2 protein-coding genes are annotated in these 4,566 nt (G+C 32.4%); both read left to right on the plus strand.

Annotated features, from left to right (window positions below):
* Positions 1-1,791 precede the first annotated feature (1,791 nt).
* Positions 1,792-3,295, plus strand: a 1,504-nt coding sequence (locus tag AFK68_RS09295) for a serine/threonine-protein kinase (RefSeq protein WP_143437724.1), incomplete at its 3' end; no start/stop codon positions are given.
* A gap of 97 nt (positions 3,296-3,392) precedes the next feature.
* Positions 3,393-4,304, plus strand: coding sequence for a WD40 repeat domain-containing protein (locus AFK68_RS09300; RefSeq protein WP_256386522.1), 912 nt, complete (start codon positions 3,393-3,395; stop codon positions 4,302-4,304).
* Positions 4,305-4,566: the final 262 nt, after the last annotated feature.

Consider the following 4,566-nt stretch of genomic DNA (forward strand, 5'->3'; position numbering starts at 1 on the left):
GTGCTTAAGTTTGCAGTTACGACCTAGGATGCAAGTTAAAATCTGACAAATATTTGCGCAACATTCCGCAGGAAATACTTACCGAATAATGAATAATTAATAGTTAATAATTAATAATTAGGAGTTGATAGTCAATTGATTATTCATCCCACATTCCGCACGTCAAGTTGTAACATTAAAAGTAGTATTAAAATCGGTGGCTTGCTAGGTATTTATACTATGTAAATCATCTTCATTGACTTTTCTCCTGAGTCAAATTCTGAGGATATTTTAAGCATAAATACTTACTTGATTGTTGATTTATTAAGTTACCACTATTATTTATTCCTGAATTCTGACTCCTGACTCCTGACTCCTTTTTTCTACTACATTTTGAAGTGCGGAATGTAGGATTCATTCAAGAATTCACGCCTTAAAGCCTCCCCTTGTAATTAATAATTTCAGAGGGTCTGGCTAAGAAAATAGTTGATATATTGCTCCTAAGCACCGTGATAATTCTTAATTGTATCGGCATCTCGTCACATGAACATTGTTAATTGCTGAAATGAATATTTTATACCAATTCTCATGCATTAACGCTATACTTGAATAACACTTCAGTTATTAAGTAATTAAACTAAGCTAATTACTTTTTTGTTAGTTTTAGCACTATGAGTGCATTAATTATTCTTTTTTTTACTTCTCCCGTACGGACGTTGCACAGGCAAAAATGCGTTTTCCGTTCCGGAATGCTCCGCAAACATGTCGCGTAGCGTTATCCTGACGGACTGCTGCCTCTTACAGAGGAGCTGCGCAAAGCTAACGGAAACATGTCGGCTCTTAGCCGTTAACGGAGTTATGCGCCAGCAAAAACGTCCCTACACTCCCCCACTCCCCTACTTCAATCAAATACAGAAAAGTTTTTGAGAAATGGTATTATTAGTATTTTCCCTAAAACCTACTACCTAATACCTTTAAGAAATATCAAATATTTAAGCTAATAGCTAATAGCNGACGGAATGCTCCGCAAACATGTCGCGTAGCGTTATCCTGACGGACTGCTGCCTCTTACAGAGGAGCTGCGCAAAGCTAACGGAAACATGTCGGCTCTTAGCCGTTAACGGAGTTATGCGCCAGCAAAAACGTCCCTACACTCCCCCACTCCCCTACTTCAATCAAATACAGAAAAGTTTTTGAGAAATGGTATTATTAGTATTTTCCCTAAAACCTACTACCTAATACCTTTAAGAAATATCAAATATTTAAGCTAATAGCTAATAGCTGACTACTCAATACTTACCTAAAACCTTTCATCTAATAAGGATTAATTCAAGACACTTTAACAATTTTACTTTTTGCCTATTCATAAAGCAATTTTAAGGCTTAAAACTATTTTATTTGAGAAAATAATTTTCAAAATATATATACTGTAGCTTGGCTCAAATAATCTACCACTGACAAAATAACCACAGCCTTACCAATCTAATACTTTAGACTTTTAAATTTTAACTTTTCTGTAGAAACACTACTAATTTTTTTCATCTTGATTTTTTGCTATTTTAATAATCTTAGATGTCAAAAGTAAGTAAATTATTTTATCCCATAAGACAGGTTGCTAAAATTAATTACAAAATTGGGAGAGACAGGGGAACAGGGAAAAGTTCATCCTCAAATCTCCTACCTCATACCTAACTTAAGGCTGTCAATTTATTTATACCCAACTACTTAATTAAAACCCTGGCCTTAAAAACAAGGTTTTATTTAAACCCCGTCCTTAAGGGCGAGGTCTTCTTAAAAAAAGGCTCTAGTATGATGATTGAAAATATTTTAGATGGACGCTATAAAATTGTTAAAATTATTGAATCAGGAGAATTTGGCCATACTTATCTTGCCCAAGATATTCGTCGTCCTGGAGAAGCACAATGTTTTGTTAAGCATTTACAGCCAAATACTTATGATCAAAGATTTCTCGAAATTATTCGCCGTAGATTTCAACAAGAAGCAAAAATATTAGAAAAGCTATCTCAACACAATCAAATTCCTAAACTCCTTGCTTACTTTGAAGAAAATCAAGAATTTTATTTAGTTCAATCTTTTATTCCTGGTCAGTCTCTAGATAATGAAATATTGCCAGGTAAAGCCCTATCTGAAATCCAAATAAGTAGAATTCTCATAGAAGTATTAGAAATTTTAGAATTTGTGCATAAAAATAATGTGATTCATCGAGATATTAAACCCGCTAATTTAATTAGAAGAAAATCAGACCATAAATTAGTTTTAATTGATTTTGGAGCTGTTAAAGAAATTAATATTGCTCAACAAAATAAAACAGCAAGGATTGGTACTATGGAATATATGCCAATTGAACAATTTGAATATAACCCACAATTAAATAGTGACATTTATGCTGTAGGAATGATGGGAATTCAGGCAATTACAGGATTACCTAGTAGTGAATTATCTAAACTAAAAAATCAGGAAAATGGCAATAAAAGAGAAATATTTTGGCGACACCTAATAAATTGTTCTACAGCTCTACCAGATATTTTAGATAAGATGGTGCGCTATGATTATCGCGAACGTTATCAGTCAGTAGCAGAAGTTATAGCGGATTTAAAAGAAATTAACAATAAACCAAATCCAACTATAGATAAGAGGCAAATTTATCGGCAAGAGGTTGTTCGTCGGGCTAGCTATCGAGGAGATATTTCTATTGTGGGGAGAGGAATTTTAGATGAAGTACGAGAAAGTTTAGAACTATCAAAAGAAGAAACGGAAATAATTGAGGATGAAATATTAAATCCTTACCGTAAATATCAGGAGCAAGGAGAAAGATACGAACAAACATTACGAGCTGCAATTAAACAAGAATATCCCTTTAGTAATGAAACTCGTGAAGAGTTAGAACGTCTACAACAAATTTTAGGACTTACTCAAGAGGATATAGAGTTAATAGAAGACAGAGTAGTGCCTAAATCTCTACTTATAAAATTTAAAGAAATATTGCTTGATAAATTTCAAAAATTCTCTATTAACTGGTGGTTAATTGTAGGATTTATCGCTATTATCATTGCAGTAATATTTGCTATTGATAGATATATTAAATTTCAAAATTATAATCAAATGCTGCAACAGCAAGCTTTAGAAAAAAAACAAAAAGAAGCAGCACAATTAAATTTATTTAGAAATTTATATGCAGATCGAAATTATGAAAATTGCATCAGTAAAACAACTCTAATTAGTGAAAAATCTAATATTTTTGCTGAAGCTCAGGATATTTTACAAAAATGTAAACAAGGTAAAAATTGGCAGAATTNTCCGAAAATTTATATGCAGATCGAAATTATGAAAATTGCATCAGTAAAACAACTCTAATTAGTGAAAAATCTAATATTTTTGCTGAAGCTCAGGATATTTTACAAAAATGTAAACAAGGTAAAAATTGGCAGAATTATCAAGTAGAAGATTTATCTCAATATTCGGCTGCTGTAGGTACTGTTGTATTTAGTCCAGATGGAAAAATGCTAGCTACTGGCAGTAGAGAGACAACAGTAAAAATTTTAGAAATACCTACAGGAAAAGTGATTAATACATTTCCTGGAGATAATTCTCCAATTTGGTCTGTTGCTTTTAATAGTGATGCTACTCAATTAGTTGCAGGTACTTATGATTGGAGAATAATTGTCTGGAATTTGGCAACAGGAGAACCTTTTCGGGTTTTTGAACATCGAGCACCTATTTGGTCAGTTGCTATGAGTCCTGATAATGAAACAATTGCTAGTTCTAGTGGAGATAAAACTGTTAAAGTTTGGGATTTAAAAACGGGTTTCTTAATTTTTAATTTCCCTGATCATTCAGATGTAGTTTATTCTATTGCTATTAGCTCTGATGGCAAAATATTGGTTAGTGGTAGTGCAGACCAAACTATCAAAATTGAAGATTTAGATACGGGAGAATTAATTAATACATTAACTGGACATCAAGGAGTTATTAGGTCTGTTAAGATTAATCCTGATGGGGAAAAAATAGTTAGTGGTAGTTATGATACTACGGTGAAAATTTGGGATTTAAAAACAGGAAAGTTAATCAAAACTCTCTCTGGTCATACTGCTGAAGTTGTCTCGGTTGATATTAGTCGAGATGGTCGGTATATTGCTAGTGGTAGTAAGGATAATAGTATTAATATATGGAATTTAGAAACAGGGGAATTGTTGAATACTTTGATCGGACATACAGATGAAATTTATACAGTTAGTTTTAGTCCTGATGGTAATAGTATTGCTAGTGGTAGTAAAGACCGAACTATTAAACTTTGGCGACGATAGTGATTAATAATTAATAATTAATAATTGATAATTAATAATGGATATAGCAATCAGGAATGATTTTGATATAATTTAAGAACGATGATAATAATTAATAATTAATAATTGATATAGCAATGCTTTGGCGGCTGAGACAATTCGGGCGATCGCTCAAGTTAGCCAATAAATGCAGGCGAGGTTGTTGCAGAGATTTGGTCTTCATAGTGTTTTAATTACTGAATAATTAATAATTAAGAGTTGATAGTCAATAATTAATTATTCA

Source organism: Hydrocoleum sp. CS-953 (assembly GCF_002260545.1).
Taxonomy (GTDB): domain Bacteria; phylum Cyanobacteriota; class Cyanobacteriia; order Cyanobacteriales; family Microcoleaceae; genus Trichodesmium.